General features: G+C 74.9%; 17 protein-coding genes. 15 read left to right on the top strand and 2 right to left on the bottom strand.

Annotated elements, in window-relative coordinates:
- Positions 1–13 precede the first annotated feature (13 nt).
- The gene (locus tag F6X68_RS02050; protein WP_151452627.1) at positions 14–928 is read left to right on the top strand and encodes a GNAT family N-acetyltransferase; all 915 of its coding nucleotides are present in this window, start codon (positions 14–16) and stop codon (positions 926–928) included.
- Between the two features lie 35 nt (positions 929–963).
- Here F6X68_RS02050 and F6X68_RS02045 read toward each other — a convergent pair whose 3' ends face one another.
- On the bottom strand, positions 964–1,605 hold the full coding sequence (locus F6X68_RS02045) for an MBL fold metallo-hydrolase (RefSeq protein ID WP_151452626.1): 642 nt from the start codon (positions 1,603–1,605) through the stop codon (positions 964–966).
- Between the two features lie 145 nt (positions 1,606–1,750).
- Here F6X68_RS02045 and F6X68_RS02040 point away from each other — a divergent pair, with 145 nt between their 5' ends.
- The 7 genes from F6X68_RS02040 to F6X68_RS02010 all read left to right on the top strand — a co-directional run bounded on the left by F6X68_RS02040 (position 1,751) and on the right by F6X68_RS02010 (position 8,286).
- Entirely contained in the window at positions 1,751–2,296 is a 546-nt protein-coding gene (locus F6X68_RS02040; protein ID WP_151452625.1) for a hypothetical protein, read from the top strand.
- A gap of 127 nt (positions 2,297–2,423) precedes the next feature.
- Entirely contained in the window at positions 2,424–3,176 is a 753-nt protein-coding gene (locus F6X68_RS02035) for an alpha/beta hydrolase (protein ID WP_151452624.1), read from the top strand.
- Positions 3,177–3,253: 77 nt separating this feature from the next.
- The gene (locus F6X68_RS02030; protein WP_192581236.1) at positions 3,254–4,069 is read left to right on the top strand and encodes a hypothetical protein; all 816 of its coding nucleotides are present in this window, start codon (positions 3,254–3,256) and stop codon (positions 4,067–4,069) included.
- Between the two features lie 199 nt (positions 4,070–4,268).
- A complete protein-coding gene (locus F6X68_RS02025; RefSeq protein WP_225851921.1) occupies positions 4,269–5,744 on the top strand; it encodes a phenylacetate--CoA ligase family protein in 1,476 nt (491 codons plus the stop codon).
- A gap of 3 nt (positions 5,745–5,747) precedes the next feature.
- A complete protein-coding gene (locus F6X68_RS02020; protein WP_132239827.1) occupies positions 5,748–6,188 on the top strand; it encodes a DUF4188 domain-containing protein in 441 nt (146 codons plus the stop codon).
- Entirely contained in the window at positions 6,185–7,300 is a 1,116-nt protein-coding gene (locus tag F6X68_RS02015) for a hypothetical protein (RefSeq protein ID WP_151452622.1), read from the top strand. Before F6X68_RS02020 ends, F6X68_RS02015 begins: the two co-directional genes overlap by 4 nt.
- 2 nt (positions 7,301–7,302) lie before the next feature.
- A complete protein-coding gene (locus tag F6X68_RS02010) occupies positions 7,303–8,286 on the top strand; it encodes a nitroreductase (protein WP_151452621.1) in 984 nt (327 codons plus the stop codon).
- Positions 8,287–8,359: 73 nt separating this feature from the next.
- Here F6X68_RS02010 and F6X68_RS02005 read toward each other — a convergent pair whose 3' ends face one another.
- Entirely contained in the window at positions 8,360–9,649 is a 1,290-nt protein-coding gene (locus F6X68_RS02005; protein ID WP_151452620.1) for an MFS transporter, read from the bottom strand.
- A 210-nt stretch (positions 9,650–9,859) separates the two neighbouring features.
- Between F6X68_RS02005 and F6X68_RS02000 the strand changes: the two genes are divergently transcribed.
- The 7 genes from F6X68_RS02000 to F6X68_RS01975 all read left to right on the top strand — a co-directional run.
- Positions 9,860–12,856, top strand: coding sequence for an MXAN_6230/SCO0854 family RING domain-containing protein (locus tag F6X68_RS02000; protein WP_151452619.1), 2,997 nt, complete (start codon positions 9,860–9,862; stop codon positions 12,854–12,856).
- A gap of 69 nt (positions 12,857–12,925) precedes the next feature.
- Positions 12,926–13,228: a hypothetical protein gene (locus F6X68_RS01995; RefSeq protein ID WP_151452618.1), complete on the top strand. Its 303-nt coding sequence runs from the start codon at positions 12,926–12,928 to the stop codon at positions 13,226–13,228.
- A 10-nt stretch (positions 13,229–13,238) separates the two neighbouring features.
- The gene (locus tag F6X68_RS01990; protein ID WP_225851920.1) at positions 13,239–14,900 is read left to right on the top strand and encodes an alpha/beta hydrolase; all 1,662 of its coding nucleotides are present in this window, start codon (positions 13,239–13,241) and stop codon (positions 14,898–14,900) included.
- The gene (locus F6X68_RS01985) at positions 14,897–15,436 is read left to right on the top strand and encodes a hypothetical protein (protein WP_151452616.1); all 540 of its coding nucleotides are present in this window, start codon (positions 14,897–14,899) and stop codon (positions 15,434–15,436) included. The genes F6X68_RS01990 and F6X68_RS01985 overlap by 4 nt, the downstream gene beginning before the upstream one ends.
- A gap of 153 nt (positions 15,437–15,589) precedes the next feature.
- Positions 15,590–16,195 (top strand): dihydrofolate reductase family protein, encoded by a 606-nt coding sequence (locus F6X68_RS01980; RefSeq protein WP_151452615.1) that lies wholly within the window; start codon positions 15,590–15,592, stop codon positions 16,193–16,195.
- Positions 16,192–16,356: a hypothetical protein gene (locus F6X68_RS33360; RefSeq protein WP_192581235.1), complete on the top strand. Its 165-nt coding sequence runs from the start codon at positions 16,192–16,194 to the stop codon at positions 16,354–16,356. Before F6X68_RS01980 ends, F6X68_RS33360 begins: the two co-directional genes overlap by 4 nt.
- Before the next feature lie 72 nt (positions 16,357–16,428).
- Positions 16,429–16,692, top strand: a 264-nt coding sequence (locus tag F6X68_RS01975) for an ABC transporter permease (RefSeq protein WP_225851918.1), incomplete at its 3' end; no start/stop codon positions are given.

Genomic DNA, 16,692 nt, shown 5'->3' with positions numbered 1-16,692 from the left:
GCGGACTTTGCCGGTGGACACTGCCGATCTCGCCGCGCGCCTGGCCTGCGTCCGGCGAACCTGGACCCCGCAGCAGCGGCTGCACGTCGGCAACGTCGCCTGGTCCCACGCCCACGGGGACGGCAGCGCGGCCCCTGACCGCACCCTCGCCTGGTGCCGCCCCCTGCTGGGTTTCGCCGACATCTGGCTACCGGCGTCGGCCGAGGAGCCGGCGAACGCGTCGCTCCACCTGTCGCCGCGGACCATGACCCCCCGCCAACTGGTGGACGCGCTCGACGAGCTACGACAGGTCGCTCCCCGCGTCAGCCTGGAGGTGCCCCTACAGCAGACCGAGCTCATCGACGCGCTGTCGGCGCGGGGTTTCGTCGAGTCCGGTGGGCCGTGGTTCGCGCAGCTGTGGCGCAGTCTCGCGGACCTGTCCGACCTCGAGGCGCACACCGTCCCCGACGGCTACTCGATTCGCGCCGTCCGTCCCGACGAGCTGGCGGCTCGGGTCGAGGTGCACCGTCGCTGCTGGGACCCGGCACGCATCAGGCGCATGCTCGGCCTTCCGGTGACCGGCGATGAGGGCAGCTCGAGCTACTCGATCGACAGACACCTGGCGGTGACGGCCACTCCGGTCTACCGCGGGGAGCTGGACATGGTCGCCGTGGCAGCTGACGGATCGCTGGCCGCCTTCGGTCTGGGATGGCTCGACGCGGAGTCGGGGTCGGTCTTGTTCGAGCCGGTCGGGACCGGGCCGCACCACGCCGGGCGTGGACTGGGGCGCGCCGTGTGCGCCGAGATCCTGCGGGCGGCACGTGACCTCGGCGCCACCCAGGCGGTGGTCGGCCCGCGCGGCGACGGCGGATACCCGGTGCCACGCCGGCTCTACGAAGGGCTGCGGATGCGGGAGGTCGCCCAGGTCGTCCGCTTCGCCACCGCATGAGGACGGACGACCCGGCTCGGCCGACGAGCGTACGGTCAACCGACGAGGTGGACACGCTCCCCGGGTCGCAGGCGGCGGATGTCGGCGCCCAGGCGGTCGGCCTCGCTCCGCAGTACGCCGTCGAGCACCCGCAGGCCCCAGTCGTTGAGGAGGCCGTCGTGGATGGCGTAGGCGCGCCGGGGTGCCGTCCGGCGTAGGTGCTCGATCAGGTCGGGGACGGTCATCCACGGCGCCTGGCCGGGCACGAGCAGCGTGGGCACGTCCACGACGGTCAGCGCGTCACCGGGATGGAAGACCTCCTCGTCGATCAGGAAGCCGACGTTGTCCACGGGCGGGACGTCGGGGTGGCTGCGGTGGTGTTTCTCCCCGACCACCCGTACCCGGAAGCCCGCCACGTGCAGCACGTCGCCCTCGCGGACCACGTGGACCCGATCCTCCAGGCCCGTCAGGTGCCGGGCGACACCCGGACAGGTGTAGACGACCAGAGCGGGATCGACCGCGACGGCCGCGTGCAGCCGGTCGGGCTCGAAGTGATCGAAGTGTTCGTGGGTGATGAGCACCGCCTCCACGTCCGCCAACGCCTCGGGCTCGGGCGTCATCGCGCCGGGGTCGATGACGAGCGCACGCCCCGCCTTCTCCAGTCGGACGCAGGCGTGGCCGTACTTGGTCAGCTCCATCGCTCCCTTGTAGCACCACCCGCGCCGGAAGGGCTGCCCACGGGTCTGCCTCGGTGGCCGGATCTGCCGCAGGCAGAACCCGGTAGGCGACGGAGGGGTCGCCCCGGTTGCGGCCACGCCCGGGCGCGCCGGTTACCCTGCGGCGGTGGTGGTCGGCGAGGACGGGGAGCGGCTGGCGGCGTCGCTGGCCGACCGGCTCGACGCGGTCACCTTCACCGACCTGACCACGGACCAGGTCACCGCCCGGCTGATCGACGCGGTGGTCGACTGGGCGGGGGAGCGGGGCTGGCGGGTCTACCGGCGGGCGTCCAGCGTGTTGCCGCTGCCGCCGCCGATGTCCGCTCAGCAGTCGGTGCTCGACGTGGCCTGTGCCCGCCCGGACGGGCCGCCGGTCGTCGTCGAGGTCGATCACGGTACACGCCGCCGCACCTGGGAGAAGTTGCTCGCCGAGGCCGACGCGGGGCGGATCCCGCTCTGGGTGCGCTGGGGTGCCGGCCGGTTCACTGCCCCGCCCGCGCCGATCCTGATGGTGGCCTGCGAGGTGAGCGGGCGGCCGGATCCGACCGGCCGGGGCCGGGTGCACAGTCGTTCGCCGCGAGCCGACAAGCTGCCGCCGGCGCATTCGGCCGTGCGGGTCGCGACGGTGGACGCCGTCGAGCTGCCGCTGCCGCCGCCCGGCACCGGGGCCTGAGCCGGACGGCAACGGCCGCCGTACGCCTCGCGGGGACCGCCCCGGCGCGTGGGCGCCAGCGGGCGGTCGACGGTGCGACGCTCGGCAGGGGCACCACAGAGTGGCCGAGCCGTGCCAGACTGCGATCATGGACGAGACGCCGAGCTTCCTTCGCCCCTTCGTGCTGACGCCGACGGCACGCCAGCCCGAGCGGGAGGCGAATCTCGACTGGTACGTGCCGGAGGGCGGCGGTCCGCACCCCGCCGTGGTCCTCGTCCACGGTGGACCGCTGCCACCCGGCCCGCACCAGGGTCCCCGCGACTGGCCGGTCTTCCGCGGCTACGGCTGCCTTCTCGCCGACCTCGGTCTCCTGGCCGTCACCGTCGAGCACCGGATGCGCGTCGTCGTCGGTCCGCAGGGCCCCGTCACCGACTGCCCGACCGCCGCCCTCGACGTCGCCTCGGCCGTGGAGCGGGTCCGCGCCGACCCGCGCGTCGACGGCGGGCGGATCGCCCTGTGGTTCTTCTCCGGCGGGGGACTGCTGAGCACGGACTGGCTGCGGGACCGGCCTTCCTGGCTGCGAGCGGTGGCACTGACGTACCCCGTCCTCGCGCCGCTGCCAGGTTGGGGCGTCGACCCGCGCTTCGCGCCGGGCGCGGCGATCGGCGCGGCGGGTGGGCCCGTACCGCCGCTGCTGATCACCCGGGTCGGCCGGGAAGGGGAGGAGATGGCCGAGACGGTCGCGGCGTTCCTCGACGCGGCGGGCGACGCCGGCGTACGGGTGGACGTGATCGACGTACCGGGCGGGCAGCACGGGTTCGACATGCTGGACCACACCGACGAGTCCCGGCGGGCGGTCGAGCAGGCGGCCGACTGGATCTCGCAGCGACTGGCCCCGTGACCGGCTCCCCTTCCCGTCCCTGACCGGCGACGCTCAGCGGCGCGGCGGCGGGCCGGGCGACCGGGAGGAGCCCGCGAGTGCACGTCAGCATGGCGACCAGCGCCGGTAGGGCCGGCAGGCCGAACGAGGACTTCGTCGGCGCGGTCCCCGGCGCCGCCGTGCTGCTGGACGGCGCCGGCATCCCGGGCACGGAGTCGATCTGCTCCCACGGTGTCGCCTGGTACACGCACCGCCTCGGCGGCGCGCTGCTCGGCCGGCTGTCGCGCGACGACGGGCGGCACCTCGCGGCGATCCTCGCCAGCGCGATCGACGAGACAGCCGCCGAGCACCGCGACACCTGCGACCTCACGAACCCCGGCAGCCCGCAGGCGACCGTGGTGATCGTCCGCGCGCACCGGGGTCGCCTGGACCACCTCCTGCTCGCGGACTCCTTCCTCGTCCTCGACCAGGTCCGCGGCGGCCCGCAGGTCCGCACCGACGAGCGCGAGGTCACCGCCAGGCGGGTCTGCTCGGCGCCCCTGGACGGCGTCCCCAGGGGAACCCGGGAGTACGACCGCATCCGGGACTCCTGCGTGGAGGCGCTGCGGGCGCGTCGGAACCAGCCGGGCGGCTACTGGATCGCCAAGGACGATCCGCGCGCGGCGGAGGAGGCGGTGACCGGCAGCCGGCCCCTCGACGACCTCAACGGCGTCGCGCTGCTCAGCAACGGCGCGAGCCGCATCGTCAGCCCGTACGGCCTGACCGACTGGTCCGGCGTGGCGGACCTGCTCGGCGCGCACGGCCCGGCCGAGATCATCCGCCGCGTCCGGCAGGCCGAGGACCGCGCCCGCGGTGGCCCCGATGCGCCGGTCCCGGACGACGCCACGGTCGCCCACTGCACCCACCTCGGGTAGGGGCCGGCGCCCGGATCGAGCTGGGTGCGGGTACTCAGCGCCGACCGGTGCGACAGCTCAGGCATCCTCGGTCGGCGGCGCCGAGGATTCTGACATGGCCGAGACGCTGCATCGATACGCTGATCCGTCCTTTCTCACGGCACCACGTCTGACGGCCGGCGAGCGCTGGCGACGGGCACGTCTGACGATCTCCGGTCGGTTGATCGGGGCGGCGGTGCGGCTCGCCGGCAGCCATCCCGCCTCGTGGCGGTGGTCGGCCCGGCGGCACCACCGGGCACTGGACCTGCTCGCGGCGGCGAACGCGCGCGCCGGTTGCGCGCTCGCCGCGCTGGACGTCCCGGCGTACCGCGCCTTCCTGCGCGCCCGACCGGCCGGGTCCCGCCGCCGGCTGCGGGACTTCCCGGAGACCGACAAGGTGAGCTACGTCGTCCCCTTCGACGCGGCCCGGCGCTGCCGGGGCGGACGACTGCCGGAGCGGGGCGTGGTGGTCGACGAGTCGGCCGGCTCGTCGGGCCGGCCCTTCAACTGGCCCCGGGGCGAGCGCGAGCTGCGCGCGGTGCACCGCGACATCGTCGGCTACACCAGCCTGGTCTTCCCGATGCGTCGTCCGTTCGTCATCAACGCCTACTCGATGGGCGCGTGGGCGACCGGGACGACGACCGGCGCCGCGATGGCCCGGATCGCGGTGGTCAAGAACACCGGCCCGGACCTCGGCAAGATCGTCGACACGCTTCGCGAGTTCGGCCCGGACTTCGACTACCTGGTGACCGCGTACCCGCCGTTCCTCAAGCACCTGCGCGACCGGCTCGACGCCGAGGGCTTCGACTGGTCGCGCCACCGCATCTTCGCCAGCTGCGGGGGAGAGGCGATGACGGAGGCGTTGCGCGCCTACCTGGAGGAGCGGTTCCTGCGGGTCCGGTCGGCGTACGGCGCTTCGGACCTGACCATCGGCATCGGCGCGGAGACCCGGTTCACCGTGTGGCTGCGGCGGCGCCTGCGTGACGACCCCGAGCTGCGGGCGGCACTGCTCGGCGCCGACGAGCAGCGGTTGCCGATGGCGTTCCAGTACAACCCGCTGGCCACCTACCTGGAGACCAACGAGCGCCGGGAACTGCTCTGCACGATCACCGGACCCGACGTCCTGCAACCACGGCTGCGGTACAACGTCGGCGACGAGGCGCTGCTCGTCGGGTACCGACGGATCCTCGACCTGGTCCGCGGCGACCCGCGGCGCTGGGCCGAGTGCCGCGCGGCGCTGGCCAGCGAGCGGATGACCCTGCCGGTGCTGCTGCTGTTCGGCCGGCGCGACTCGACGGTGTCGTACCTGGGCGCCAACCTCTACCCCCAGGACGTGGAGTACGGCCTCTACGCCGACAACCCGTACGCCGCCGAGATCAGCCGGTTCTGCCTGTCGCTGGCCGAGGACGCCGCGCTGGAGACCCGGCCCGTGGTCCACCTGGAACTGCGCCGCCCACTGTCCGGGTCGGACCGCGAGGCTCTCGCCGCCGCCTGCCGCAGCGGGGTACGCGGACACCTGGCGGCCGTCTCCCGCGACTTCGCGCAGTCGCTGACCGAGGACCCGACGGCCGGTGATCTCCGCATCGAGCTGCACGAACCGGACGCCGGCCCGTTCGCCGGACAGCAGAAGATCAAGAACGTCTACCTGAAGGGCTGAGCGATGCGTACCCGTGACTTCTCCCGCGCCCCCGCGCGGGCCCAGGCCGGCGCCATGTTCTTCGGCGCCACCCGCTACCGCGGGCCGCTGGCGATCCTGCGGCTCTTTCCGGCCTGGCGCCGGATGGTCCGCGACATGCGCCGCATGTCCGGATACCGCTGGCACCGGGTGTACTGGGAGTTCCCGTTCACCCTCGGCACCGTCGCGTTCTTTACCGACCGCGAGGCACTGATGCGCTTCGCCCGCTCCCGCCACCACCGCAAGCTGATGGTCTGGCTCACCGACGGCGACCGCAACGCCACCGCGGGCTTCATCCGGCTCTTCACCGCCGAACCCGACGGCTACTCCAACGGCCTGTGGCGGGCCGAGTCCACCGAGTTGGGGCACATCGAGACGTTCACTCCGCTGGGCTCGGAGACGGTGGGGCCGGCGGTGCGGCGATGACCGCCCCGCGCGGCCTGGAGCGGGTCGTCGACCGGCGCGGCCTGCGCGAGTTCCTGGCGCTCACCGACCGGGTGTACGCCGGTGAGCCGCGCTTCGTGCCGCCCTCGCGCCAGCAGGTACGGCGGTGGTGGCGCGACGGCGTGCCGATGTACGTGCTGCGCGACGGCGGAACCGGTGCGGTCGTCGGGCGCACCACCCTGCACACCGACGCCGCCCTCGACGCCAAGCTCGGCCGGCGGTGTCAGCTCTTCGGGCTCACCGAGTTCACCGAGGCGGCGGCGCGACCGCTGTTCGAGGCGATCGTCGCGGCCGCCCGCGCCGCCGGCGACCGGGACGCGCTCTTCGGGCCGGTGGCGTTGCTGCCCAACCAGGCGGGCGGCGTCATCACCTCCGGGTACGCCGACCGGGGCTTCATCGACAGCGCCTGGAACCCGCCCCGGTACGTGACCGCCTACGAGTCGTACGGGTTCCGGCGGCGGTTCGAGTCGGACACCTGGATCTGCCCGGTCCCCGCCGGCGACGACGAGCCCGGCGCCGACGAACCTGGCACCGACCAGCCCGGCACCGACCCCGACGGCGCGGAGCTGCGGGTGCACCGGGGCGACGTCCGGCGCCTCGCCGAGCAGCTCGAACTGCTGCGCGGGATGCTCAACGCGTCCTTCGCCCAGCTCGGCTACTACACCGAGATCTCCGCCGCGCAGCTGCGCCGGCAGACCGACGGGCTCGCGTACCTGCTGGACGAGTCGCTGCTGCTCTACCTGACCAGGGCCGGGCGGCCCGTGGCGTTCGTGCTCTGCGTGCCGGACATCAGCGAGTTCGTCGTCCGGGTCCGGGGCGACCTCAACCTGCTCCACCAGCTCCGGCTGCTGGCGGTCCGCCGCCGGTACCGGCGGGAGGCGGTGCTGATCGTCAAGGGCGTGCTGCCCGAGTACCAGGGGCGCGGATACCAGCGGCTGCTCTCCGCCGCGCTGCGCCGCAACCTGCACGCCGGCGGGTACACCACGCTGCGCAGCACCTACGTCGGCCGCGACAACCCGGCCTCGGCCGCGCAGTACCGGGCGTCGGGCGGCCGGCCCCTGCACGGGTACACCTTCTACGAGAAGGCGCTGTAGAGATGGACCTCGCGGCGTTCCGCGCCCTGGCGCCGCTCTGCTGGCGGGCGCCGAGCGCGCACAACACCCAGCCGTGGCGCCTCGACCATCAGCCCGGGGCGGTCCGGGTCGGCTGGGAACCGGCGCACACCCTGCCGGCGGCCGATCCGTCCGGCCGGGACCTGCGGCTGTCCCTGGGCGCCTTCGTCGAGACCTGTCTGGTCGTCGCCGCCGACGCCGGGCTCCGGCTGCGCTTCGTCGCCGACCACAGTGCCGCCGACCGTCGGGCAGGCTGGCTGCGGGCGTCCCCGCACCGCTACGACACCCCGTTCGACGCGGCGCAGGTGCTCACCCGCCGCACCCACCGGGGCCGGTTCTCAGCCGGCCCGGACGCCGAGGTGCTGGCCGCCGCCGACACCGTCGCGCGGGCGTCGGGCGGGACGGTCCGGGCCGTACCGGACGCCGGCCGGCTGGCCCGCCTGCTGAGGACCGCCGACCGGCAGACGTACGCGGAACCCGCGGTGGTCGCCGAGCTGCGGTCGTGGCTGCGGCTCACGCCGGCGCACCCGGACTACCACGCCGACGGGCTCACCGACCGGTGCCTGGGTCTGTCCGGGCGCGAGGCGACCGCGTTGCGGGCGGCGCTGGCGGCGTACCCGTTCCTGCGCCCGCTGGGCCTGCCCCGGCTCCTCGCGGCGGCGTCCGGCAACCCGCTCGCACGCGGTGGCGCCGTGATCGTCCTGATCGGACCGCCCGGGACGGACGACGCGACACATGTCGAATTCGGTCGGGTGCTCGCGCGCGTGTGGCTGACCCTGCACGCGGCCGGGCTGGCGGCGCACCCGCTGAGCCAGCTGATCGACACGGCCGCGACCCGCGACGCCCTCGGCTCGCTGCTGGGCGTGGCGCCGGAGCGCCTGCTGCACGTGGCCCGCGTCGGCCGGCCGGTGGGCCCGGCGGCACCCTCGGCGCGCCGGCTCGGCGGCTCCGGGCGGGGCTACCGTTGACCCCCGGCGAGGGTGGCGGCACGGCTGCGTCGGTGCCGCGCGGGGGCCGGCGTGCGAGTGGTACGTCCCGAGGTCACGACGCCTGGCTGGTCGCGGGCCGCGGGGTCGCCGACGGGCGGGCCATCGGCTCCGAGCCGGCGCAGCGGATCGGGGTGAGCAGCCCGCCGACCGCGACCAGGAGGCACCCCGCTCCCGCGACGACAGTGACCGCGGTGACGCCGTAGCGGCCCGCCGCCCAGGTCAGCACGGCGGCGCCGGCCGGACCGAGCGCGTAGTGCGTGCTCCAGAACGCCGAGGTGACCCGCCCGAGCAGGTGATCCGGCGTGATCTCCTGGCGCAGCGACATCGAGCAGATCCCGCCCACGCTGACGCCGCACAGGTAGACCGCGGTCAGCACGGTGACGCCCCGTACGCTCCCGACGACGCCGATGCCCACGATGGCGAGGCCGCACACCGCGTGCGCGCCGATCCAGGTGATGCCGAAGCCACGCCTGCGGCGCAGCGGCGCCACCAGCAGCGCCCCGACGACCGTGCCCAGGGCCGCCAACCCCAGCACCGTGCCGACCGTGCCGTCGGAGCCGCCGAGGTCGTGCTTGACGTGGTAGACGAGGACGTCGGTGAAGCCGTACGTCAGGAAGATGAAGACCGACAGCAGGACGGTCAGCGAGCGGAGCACGGGCTGCCGCCAGAGGAACCGCGCACCGGCGAGGAACTCGGCCAGCCGGCCCTCGCGCCCCGCCGCGCCGCCGGCCGTCGCACCCTCGTCGGACCGCCGCAGCCGCACCAGCCAGAGGCCGAAGGCCGACAGGGCGAAGCTGGCCGCGTTGATGGCGATGGCCGCCGTGGCGCCGAAGCGGGCCGACACCACGCCGGCGAGCAGCGGCCCGAGCACGGCCGCCGCCGCGTACGTCGCCTGTAGGCGACCGTTGGCCTCGGTGATCCGGGGCCGGTCGACGAGGTTGCGCACCGCCGTCACCGCGGCGACCTGGAACACCATGCCCGCGGCCTCGCAGATCGGCAGCACGACGAAGAGCAGCCAGACCTGCGGACCACCGAGCCAGGCCAGGGGGATGAGGCCGTAGAGCACCAGCCGGACCAGGTCGGCGGTGATCATCAATTTGCGCCTGTCGTACCGGTCGACCAGGACGCCGCCGAAGATCCCCGCGCCGACGGCCGCGGCACCGGCCGCGGCCGTGAGCAGGCCCATCTGGGCGACCGACCCGGTCGCGTGGAGCACGAGCAGCGGCACCGCGATGTAGGCGAACGAGTCGCCGGCGGCGGAGAGCGACTGCGCGGCCCAGTAGGCGCCGAAGTTGCGATCGCGCCACAGGGGACGCGGAACCGGATCGGTGCGTCGGCTCATACCGGCGAGGGTAATCCGATCCGTCCTGCGGGCGTTGTCCCTGGCGAGCCAGCCGGGCGTGTGCTGGCCGGGAATCGGGGTGAGGATGGCCGTGGCTGCCCGTATGATCCTCCCCGCGGTGGGCGGCTCCCCGCGGTGCTTCCTTCTCACCCTGTCCTGGCAACTAGCGTCGCGACTCTCCGCCCACCGCTTCGCACGGGAGGCGCGAGCATGGATCCGCTGGCTGTGGTGCTGCTGCGACGCACCGGCCGGGTCGCGGTGGTGGGCACGGGCGCCGCCCCTGCGGACGGTGTCGCCTGGGTGGCCGCGCTGGAGGCCGATCTGGCCGGTCGTGGCTGGCTGCTCCGGGACGACCTGCGCACGGCGGCGGCCCGGCTGCCGGCGGCGGTGCGGGTCCGGTGGGCCGACTGGCTGCTGGCGACCGTCGACGAGATGGTCGGCGCGGACCGCCCGATGCTGCCGCTCTACCGTTCGTTCCCCGACACCCCGCGCGACGTCGAGGCGGTCTACGTACGGCGGCTGCTGACCCACCTGTTCGCCGTGCCCGGCGCGCCCTGCGTGCTGTGCGGCCGCGAGGACGGTGGCGCGCCGCTGGATCCGTGCGGCCATCCCGTCTGCCCGGCGTGCTTCCCGCCGGAGCAGGTCACCGCGTGCCCGATCTGCGGCCGCCGGCTGGCGGCGGACGACACCTACCTTGCCATCGTCGCGCCCTCGGCCCCGACGCGACGCCCGCCGCGGCGAGCCGGTGCGTCGGCCGGGGACGCCGGCGAGCACCCCGTCCCGGCCGCGCCGCCGCTGCCGATGCGCCTCGCCGGGCTCGAGACCGACCCGGTCGGCGCCGCGGTCCGGCTCCGGGACGAGCTGGTCGCCCGGCCCGCCGCGCTGAGCGAGTCCGACCGGGCCGACCTCGGGGTGCTGGTGGACGCCACCGCGCCGGGCCGCCTCGACTGGTTGCCCGAGGTGGTGCCCGCGCGGGAGACCCTCGCGCTGGTCGTCGCCCGGGCGCTGCACGCCGCGACGGGCACCCCCGGCTACCGCGACGTGGTCGCCGCGGCCCGGCGGCGGTGGTCGACCGCGACGGACGTGGCGCGAACCCTGTGGGCGTACTCGGGTGGGGACCCGGGGCTGGTCCTGCCACGGCGCGACGACGAGTCCGCGGCTCCGGGCGTGGCCTGGCGTCCGGTCCACGAGCCCGCCGTCGTCGTGCCGGTCACCCGGGTGCGGGCCCTGCCCCGGCCGCTGCGGCGTGCGGCTCTCGCTCATCTCGACGCCTGCGGCGCCGGGGGCGCGGCGGAGGATCTGCGGCGGCATCCGGCCGTCTGGAAGCGCCTGGGCGAGCGGCTGCACCCGTACGAGAACGTGGCCGCGCACCCGGCGGCGGCCGTCGCCTTCGCCGCGCTGCGCGGCACCCGCGCGGCCCGCGCCGGTGTCCTCGGCGCGGCCATCGTGGCGGCCTGCGCCCGCGAACCCCGGCGGCTCGTGCCGACCGGGCACCCCGACGGCACGGTCACGGTCCGCGTGCGGACCCACGCGTCCCTGGTGGAGAAGGCCCTGACCGGCGACGACGCGGCGGAGGCCGCCCGCCTGCTCACCGAACGTCCGGGCGAGCTGTGGCGCCGGCTCGACCACCTGCTGCGGGTCGCCGGCGACGATCTGGCGGCGTACGCGGCCGTCGAGGCAGCCATGCGCCGGACCGTGGCCCGGGTGGCACCCGGCGTGCTCGCCGCGGCGGCGGCTCAACTGACCGGCCGCGACAAGACGGTACGGGCGACGGCCGTCGAGCTGGCGGCGACCGCGCGGGCGCGGGCGGCGGCGCGGTCCCGCCGCTCCGAGCAGGCGGGTGCCGCCCCGGTGCTCACCGTCGGCCTGGGCGACGTCCTGCGCGCCGTCGCGCGGGGCGTGCGCGGTGCCGGCCCCGCCTTCCTGCGGGGGGCGCTCCGGCCGGGCGGCGAGGCATCCCCTCCCGCCGAGGCGCCGCCCGGAGGCGGCACCGTCGAGGAGCCCGACACCGTCGAGGAGTCCGGGATCGTCGGTGGCCGTCCCGGTCCCGGTATGCCCCGGCGGGTGTTCCATCCCCGCGGCAGCGTCGTGACCACCTGGACGGAGCCCGAGCGCCGCCCGCCGGTGCCGGCGCCGGCGATCACCGCGGTACGCGAACTGGTCGACGCCGAGTTGACCGCCCGCGCCGCCCGGCTCGGCCGGTTCGACGTGGCCGTCCTCGACGCCGCCCTGGCCGAGGTGCCCGCGCCGACGCGGGAGCGGGCCGCCTCGGCGCAGCTGGCGGGGTGGCCCCGGGGCAGTGTGCGGGCCCTGCCCGGCGCGCAGGTGTTGCGGTTCTTCCTGCACTGGGAGGACCCGGGCGCCACGCGGGTCGACCTCGACCTGTCCTGCGTGTTCTTCGACCGGGACTGGCAGCGGGTGGGCCACTGCGACTTCACCCGGTTGCGTTTCGCCGGCGACGGCGCGATCCACTCCGGCGACCTCACCTCCGCCCCGGCTCCGCTCGGGGCCACCGAGTTCCTCGACCTCCACCTGGCCCGTCTCGCCGAGCGCGGCGTGCAGTACGCGGTGCCGACCGTCCTCAGTTACAACGCCGTGCCGTTCGAGGCCCTCACGGAGGCGCTCGCCGGCGTCATGCTGCCCCTCAACAGGGGCGAGCAGTTCGACGGGGCCCGCGTCGCGCAGCGGTTCGACCTGCGCGGCAACGCCCGGATGCTGCTGCCGATGGTCGTGGACCTGCGTTCCCGGCGGTTGCTCTGGACCGACCTGACCCTGACCGGCCGTGGCTACGGCCACAGCGTCGACCGCCACGGTGACCAGCTCGCCCGGGCGGCCGCCGACCAGTGGGAGCACTTCCTGGGCGGCCACCACACCACGGTCCTCGACCTGCTGGCGTGGCACGCGGTCGGGCGCGCCGACCGGATCCTGGTCGGCCACGCGGACCGCACCTACATCGAGGTGCCGGCCGACGTGTCCGCCGTCCGCGCGGCGGCGTCGATGGACACCGGCGGGATCCGCGTACCGCCCGACCTGGCCGGCCGCACGGTCCTGGCCGGCGCCGCCGACCCCGACGCCCTCGACCGCCTGGTTCCCGCGCCCGCCCCGGTCGCGCCGGGCTCGACGGTGGTGACGGTGACCGGCACGCCCGGTCGCCCGTGGACGGTGCTGCGCGCCAGCGACGTGCTCGCCGGGCTGGGCACCGGCTGAGTCGACCGATCCGCGCGGCGCGTGGGGCGGGTAGGTAGGCTCGCATCGATCTTCGCGGGAGGCCAGTCAGTGATCGAACTTAACGTCGAGCCGGAGTTGCTGGAGAAGGCGTCGCGGATGTGCGACGACCTGCGGGACGACCTGCGGCGCGGTGTGTCCGACGTCGGAGACGAGACGCGGGCCGCGGTCGCCGGGCTGCCCGGCTGGCAGACCCGGGCGGCGCTGGAGCAGCTGCGCTGGTCGTGGTCGGACGACCTGGCCGGGTTGGACCGCTACCTGTCCCAGGTCGGCGACGCTCTGCAGGGCTGCGCGATGGACTACCGCTACAGCGACGAGGCCAGCGCCGCCCGTTTCGACATCCCCGAGCGGTGACCGCACGGTGGTGACGTACGCGGACCTGCGCGAGGCGCGCGTCGCCCCGCTGCGGGACGTCGCGCAGGCCTGGACGGACCTGTCGCGGGCCTGCGCGGAGCTGGAGGCGCGGTGTGGGGCCGAGCTGACCGGGCCGCTGCGCTCCTCGGGCTGGCAGGGACCGGCCGCCAGCGCCGCGATGGGCCGGCTCAGCGAGCTCGACGACGAGTTCGAGGTCGCGAGCCTGCAGACGCGGACCGCCGCGAGCGTGTTGCGGGAAGCGGCGGAGGAGTTCGGCGACCTGCAGCGGCGGTTGGAGTCGGCCGTCGGCGCCGCCCGATCCCTCGGACTGACCGTGGACGAGGCCGGGCGGGTGTCCGCGCCGGCGATGGCGGCAGGGGACAGGCACGACCCGGACGCGGAGACGATCCACCGTCGGCATGTCCAGAACGCCGCGATCCACACCGAGCTCATCACGCGCATCGTCACCGAGGCCACCGAGGCCGACAGCCGGATCGCCCGCGCCCTGACCCAGCTGAAGGCCGGCGCGCCGGGGCAGTTCGCCTGGGAGTACAACCGGGCCAACGACGGCGCCCTCGCCGCCGCCGTGGCGCTTCAGCTCAGCGAGGAGAGCATCCCGGCGCCGGGCAGCAGCCCCGCCGACGTGCACGCCTGGTGGAGCGGCCTGTCCGACGACGAGCGGCAGGTCTACCTCACCGCCTACCCGGAGCGGATCGGCGCACTCGACGGGCTGCCCGCCACGGACCGCGACGCGGCGAACCAACTGGCGCTGCGTACGTTCGTCGGTGACGACGTGGGCCAGCACCGCGACCGGGACGACCCGCGGCACGCCGCCGCGCTCATGCTGCTGGACAAGCTGGAAGGCGCGGAGAACGCGGCTCCGCACGAACGGCTCTACCTGCTCTCGTTCGATCCGGCGGGCGACGGGAAGGCGGCGGTCGCGATCGGCAACCCGGACACCGCCGCCCACACCGCGGTCCTCGTACCCGGCGTCGGCACCGAACTCGACGACATCCGTGGCCTGATCGGGCGGGCCGACGACCTGCGGGAGGCCTCGGTCGAGCTTGCCCCCGCCGGCGCCGACGTCTCCGTCGTGGCCTGGCTCGGCTACGACACCCCGTCGGTGAACCTCGACATCGTCAGCGCCGTGTTCGGGGCCAAGTCCGAGGCCGGGGCCCGCGCGCTCGACGGCTTCGTCGACGGACTGCGCGCCTCCCACGACGACAGTCCCTCCCACCTCACCGCCATCGGTCACAGCTACGGGTCGACCGTCCTCGGCGAGGCGGCCAGCACCGGCGACGGCCTCGCCGCGGACGACCTGATCGCCGTCGGCAGTCCCGGCATGCGCGTCGAGAACGCCGGCGAGTTCAACATCGACCCGAGACACGTGTGGGCCGGTGCCGCCGCCGACGACACCGTCGTCGCGCGACCGGAGGAGACGATCGGCTGGCTCGACGGCGTACCCGTCGTCGGGGAATGGTTGGTCGACGGTCTCGTCGGCATCCACGGCCCCGCCCCGCACGACCCGGAGTTCGGCGGCAACGTCCTGCACGTCGACACCTCCGGCCACAGCGGATACTGGGCGCAGAACAGTCAGATGCTGCGCTCCCAGGCGGCCGTCATCGTGGGCGACTACGAGGCAGCCGCCCTCGACCACGGCAAGGCCCTATGACCTCGCGTCACCGCCCGCCCCGGTGGCGCGCCGTGGCGGTGGCGGCCGTGCTGGTGCCCGCCACCGCCTGCGCGGGCGGGGAACCCGGCTCGTCGTCAGGAAAGGACGATTCGTTGCAGACCAAGGCCGCCGCCGAGGTGAGCACCCTGGCCGAGGCTCGCGCCCGGGCCGTCGCCACCACCGCCGGCGTCGCGCTCGACGCCTGGCGGACCAACACCTCGCCCTGCCAGGGCCAGCGGGGCGAGATCGCCGACGACGGACGGTGGACGTTGAGCGGCTTCGCCGGACTCCCGGTCCCGCCCGCCGACCAGATCGCCACGCTGGGGCGCATCCGCGACATGTGGCGGCAGCAGGGCTACGAGATCACCGAGGACCGCACCTTCGCCGACGGCACCCGGGGCGCCGTGTCGATGCGTGACCCCGACACCGGAATCACGATCAGCCTCACCACCACCGCGAGCCGGGACCGCGTCGCCCTGATCCTGGCGAGCGACTGCTACCGGCCTGCGGCCGGCGAGGACCCCGCCAACGCCTAGGTCACCGGCTCGTCAGCCGTGCCGAACCGGGCGTTGAAGCCCGGGCCGCGCCTGCGCATGATGGTGATCATCAGAACGGCGCCGTACGCCCACCCGGCACGGGCGGTACGCCGTCGTCCACCGCCTGAGCTTCCCGAACAGAAGGAAACAACCGTGCGCAAGCTCGTGTACTACATCGCCGTCACCCTGGACGGCTTCATCGCCGGCCCCGACGGCGCGGACCCCACCGGCCCCGGCGGATTCTGGCCGATCCCGGACGACTACCTGCAACACCTCGTCGCCGAGTATCCGGAGACGCTGCCGGGCCCGGCCCGGGAGGCGTTCGGCATCACCGGCGAGGGCGCCCGGTTCGACACCGTCCTGGAGGGGCGTCACTCCTACGAGCTGGGGCTGAAGGCCGGCCTCACCGACGCCTACCCGCACCTGCGCCACCTGGTGTTCTCTCGCACGATGGGGCAGAGCCCGGACCCGGCCGTCGAGGTCCTGTCCGCGGACCCGGTCGCCACCGTACGCGAGCTCAAGCGGCACGACGGCCGGGATGTCTGGGTGATCGGCGGCGGCGCCCTGGCCGGCGCCCTCTATCCCGAGATCGACCGCCTCGTGGTCAAGCTGGCCCCGTTGACCATCGGCGCCGGCATCCCGCTGTTCGGCCGCGGCGCCGTCTTCGAGCCGCGCACCTGGGAGCTGACGGACCATGTCGTCCTCGGCAGCGGCGCGCTCTTCCTGACCTACGACCGCACCGGTCGGGCGGACGCGTGACCGCCCCCGGTACGGCCACCGAGGGCACCCGCATCCCGGCCGACGAGGCCGTCCCGCGCCTCCGTGCGGCCACCGACCTGGGCGACCTGCCCATGGCGGACGCCTTCGTCAGGGCCGGCTACGTCAACGTCGAGCGCGCCATGGACATGTTCTGGAACTGATCCCCTGGGCGGTCGGCGCACGCGGCCCGGCGTCGTGCGCGCTGGCCGTCGGGGTGGCGGGAGACTGACCGCATGCCCTCGACGATGTTGGTGGTCGGCCCGAAGCTCGGCGTCGCGTTGGTGGTGTTGACCCTCGTGGCGGCGGCCGTCGTGACCGTGGGGAAGTTGGGCCACGGTCGGCAGGTGATGGTCGCCGCCGTCCGTGCCGCGGTCCAGTTGGGTGCGGTGTCGTTGCTGATCGCGGCCATCGTGGCGTCGCTATGGGCCACGGCCGCGTTCGTGGCCCTGATGTGCGCCGTGGCGGCGGCCACCTCCGGCCGGCGCGTCACGGGCGGC

It is taken from the genome of Micromonospora sp. AMSO12t, assembly GCF_008806585.1.
Taxonomy (GTDB): domain Bacteria; phylum Actinomycetota; class Actinomycetes; order Mycobacteriales; family Micromonosporaceae; genus Micromonospora; species Micromonospora reichwaldensis.
This window is presented reverse-complemented; position numbering and strand designations above follow the sequence as displayed.